The following is a 3326-nucleotide window of genomic DNA, read 5'->3' on the forward strand; positions in this document are numbered from 1 at the left end:
CGTCTGAGCAATGCGGAGTCGAGGCTTGCCAACCGGACTTGTCCGACATGCAGGCAGGCATTGCCGGCTGACTCCGAACAGGAGGTTCGCGACGAAATTGTAAGCATCAGAGCCGAACTTGAGACTCTCACTGCCGGAAGTGACACCGAGAAGATCTCGGCTCGATCAAAGAAGCTTGAGAAGTTTGCGTCGGCAATTTCTACAGCAAATAGGATTGTTCAGTCCTCCAAGGACATTCGCAAGAATCAAATGCTCGTGGCCAACCGCAGGTTGCGAATCCAGGAAATCGAAGACGATCTGCAGAATAACAATGTTGACATCTCGGCTTTGGAATCGCAGCGGCAGTCAGTCAAAGAAGACATTGTTAAAAGCAACTTGTACCTGCGTACAGCTGCCAATAATATCGCGAACACGAAGACTGAGCAAAAGAAACTGTCAAGCGAAATAGCAAAGTACCCGCAAGTGCCAGCAAAGGATCGTACTCGGCTTGACTTTGTTGAGCTCGCGCTTGAAATCGTCAAAGATTCGTTTGATGAGTTTAGTGAGCAGATGCGATTGACCGTACAGAACAAAGCATCAGCCCTCTTTAGGGCGCTGACGACCGAACCCCAGTACACCGGGGTGGCTATAAGCAAGGATTACACAATAAAGGTTCTTAATAGTGCCGCGGTGCCGGTTGATCTTATCTCCGCCGGCGGTAATCAGGTACTCACCATGTCATTTATAGGCGCTCTCGCAGAATGCTCGGCCGAGCAGGCCCCGATGGTCATGGATACGCCTTTTGGCCGCCTCGATGTAGGACACCGTGAGGCGATTCTGAAGTGGGTCAGCGAGCTTGAAACCCAGACCATAATGTTCGTCCAGTCGGGTGAATACAGTTCTACAAGAGACCGTCCGATTCTGGGATCGCGAGTTGGACGTGAATACAGAATTGAGCGAATCAGTGAACAGGAATCCAGGGTGAGTGCAGCGTGACAATGGAACAGCCGGCATTGGAGGGGGCCGACAAGACAACCCTCGGAGTTACGGAAGCGGGGCGCATCATCTTGGAGCAAATCATGGAGCGTGATGATCTATTTAATACTGAGGCCGCTGCGTTCAAAGCCGTCATTGCACTTGCCTGGAGCCTTGAACTGCAGGTCTCCGAAGTGCCGCTCCCCATCCGAACCAAGTGGGCCGTGGGGGGGACCATGAGTGACCTCGTCGACTTGGTCGGCTGGTACTGCCAGTCGGATCGACCAGTCGAACTTGCTAACCGCCTGGCAGATGCCGGTTTGGCCCAGGTCGCCGACGCTATTGCCGTGGGGGCGTCAATTGACCGGATATTTGCCGTGCAAACAGTGAATCTGTAGACAAGAGCGTTGGCCCGATTATTGTCCTACCCTAGTGGTTCCATTGCGGTAGCCCATGAACTGCGAAGGGCACAGGGTTCCTTCGCAATCACTGTTTTGCATGGTAAGGCAAGAAAGAGGAACAATGGAACCCGAGTTCCGGCCTGAAGTAGCCGACGTGGTCGAAATTCCGGATGGGCTAGACCAAGGCTTCCTTAAGGATCTCGAAGCAGACTTAACCCGTGAGATAGAAAGCTTGCTTCGAGGTACGCCGGCGGACGCGCTGGTTGTCGGGGAGGAGAACCAGCCCGAGGATCCTGATCGGAAGCTCCTCTCCGCCGGCGCCACCGCCGACCCGGTCAAGGACTACCTGAAGCAGATCGGCAAGGTTGCCCTGCTGAACGCCGAGCAGGAAATCGACCTCGCCCTGCGCATCGAGGCCGGCCTCTTTGCCGAAGAAAAGATCAACGCCGACGGCGGGTCCTTGAATCGAAAACTCAAGCGCGAGCTCGAATTCGTCATCCACGACGGCAAGCGCGCCAAGAACCACCTGCTGGAGGCCAACCTCCGCCTCGTCGTCTCGCTGGCCAAGCGCTACACCGGGCGCGGCATGCTGTTCCTGGACCTGATCCAGGAAGGCAACCTGGGCCTGATCCGTGCGGTGGAGAAATTCGACTACACCAAGGGCTTCAAGTTCTCCACCTACGCCACCTGGTGGATCCGCCAGGCGATCACCCGCGCCATGGCTGACCAGGCCCGCACCATCCGCATCCCGGTGCACATGGTGGAAGTCATCAACAAGCTGGCCCGCGTCCAGCGCCAGATGCTGCAGGACCTCGGCCGTGAACCCACCCCCGAAGAACTGGCCCTCGAACTGAACATGTCCCCGGAAAAGGTCGTCGAGGTCCAGATGCACGGCCGTGAGCCCTTTTCGTTGAACACAATTATCGACGAGCAAGAAACGGAGTTCGGCGACATCATCGAAGACGCTAACGCCGTGGTTCCCGCCGATGCCGTGAACTTCGTCCTGCTGAGGGAACAGCTGCACTCGGTGCTGGACACGCTCTCCGAGCGCGAGGCCGGCGTCGTGGCGATGCGCTTCGGCCTTACCGACGGCCAGCCGAAGACTTTAGACGAAATCGGCAAGGTCTACGGTGTGACACGTGAGCGCATCCGCCAGATCGAATCCAAGACTATGTCCAAGCTGCGGCACCCGTCGCGCTCACAGGTCCTGCGCGACTACCTGGACTAAGCGCCACTGGTCGCAGACCGGGTAAAGGTTCTCAGCAATGCGGGGTCTCTTCCCGCCCATCCTCACCGGAGGAACGGGCAGGAAGGGACCCCGCATTGCTTTTTGCCGCCGCAGCCGGGTGCACGGCACTTAACCGAACCGGCACCTGACGAAACAGCACTTAACGAATCAGGGCCCCTCCGGTATGGAGGGGCCCTGATGCAGTGGTCTCAGGTCGCCCGGAACCCTGTAGGGCGGCGGGCTGAAGCCGGTGCGGTCTAGTCGACCGGAACCGGGGCCTTCTGGTGAAGGCGGTCAGTCTCATCATGCCAGTCTGAACTGAGCGGCTTGAGTGTCGGTTCTACGGCGCGTGCGTGGTGGCCGCAGAAAAGAAGCTCACCGCCGGAGGCACCGAGAACAACTCGGACATATGCCTGTGCTCCGCAACGATCGCACCGGTCTGCGGCGGTCAGTGTGCGGTCCGCAACTGCTGTTGTCATGTTCGGCCTCCTTAGTAGATCGGTATACCTATATAACCAGCATTCGTGGCCAAACCATGGCACGGATGGCCTACTTTCGCTGTCCGCGTATCACGTCTCAGTAACGGCGGGTGGCCGGAGAGCCCCCGCGGGGAGTGGCAGACCGTCGATCACCCGGAGTCCGACTAACCTAGGAAGTGCGTCAAATTATGTGACTGCCGCCTGCGCACGCTGCGGTGGCTGTCCCGATCCTTTAAGGAGTTCACGACCCGTGGCACCCAGTTC

At 57.8% G+C, this 3326-nt stretch carries 4 protein-coding genes; 3 read left to right on the forward strand and 1 reads right to left on the reverse strand.

The genetic code is table 11. The features are described 5' to 3' along the window. The 3 genes from LQV45_RS22105 to LQV45_RS22115 all read left to right on the forward strand — a co-directional run. Positions 1-975 (forward strand): hypothetical protein (locus LQV45_RS22105; RefSeq protein ID WP_230008839.1); only part of this gene is annotated, 975 nt, incomplete at its 5' end. Beyond that, entirely contained in the window at positions 972-1352 is a 381-nt protein-coding gene (locus tag LQV45_RS22110; RefSeq protein ID WP_230008840.1) for a hypothetical protein, read from the forward strand. The genes LQV45_RS22105 and LQV45_RS22110, both read left to right, overlap by 4 nt. 124 nt (positions 1353-1476) lie before the next feature. Further along, positions 1477-2583, forward strand: a complete 1107-nt coding sequence (locus LQV45_RS22115; RefSeq protein WP_230008841.1) for an RNA polymerase sigma factor — start codon at positions 1477-1479, stop codon at positions 2581-2583. A 257-nt stretch (positions 2584-2840) separates the two neighbouring features. On the opposite strand, the gene LQV45_RS22120 is transcribed toward LQV45_RS22115, so the two are convergent. Continuing rightward, positions 2841-3062, reverse strand: coding sequence for a hypothetical protein (locus LQV45_RS22120; protein WP_026266251.1), 222 nt, complete (start codon positions 3060-3062; stop codon positions 2841-2843). Positions 3063-3326 lie beyond the last annotated feature (264 nt).

This window comes from Microbacterium sp. Bi128 (assembly GCF_918698205.1).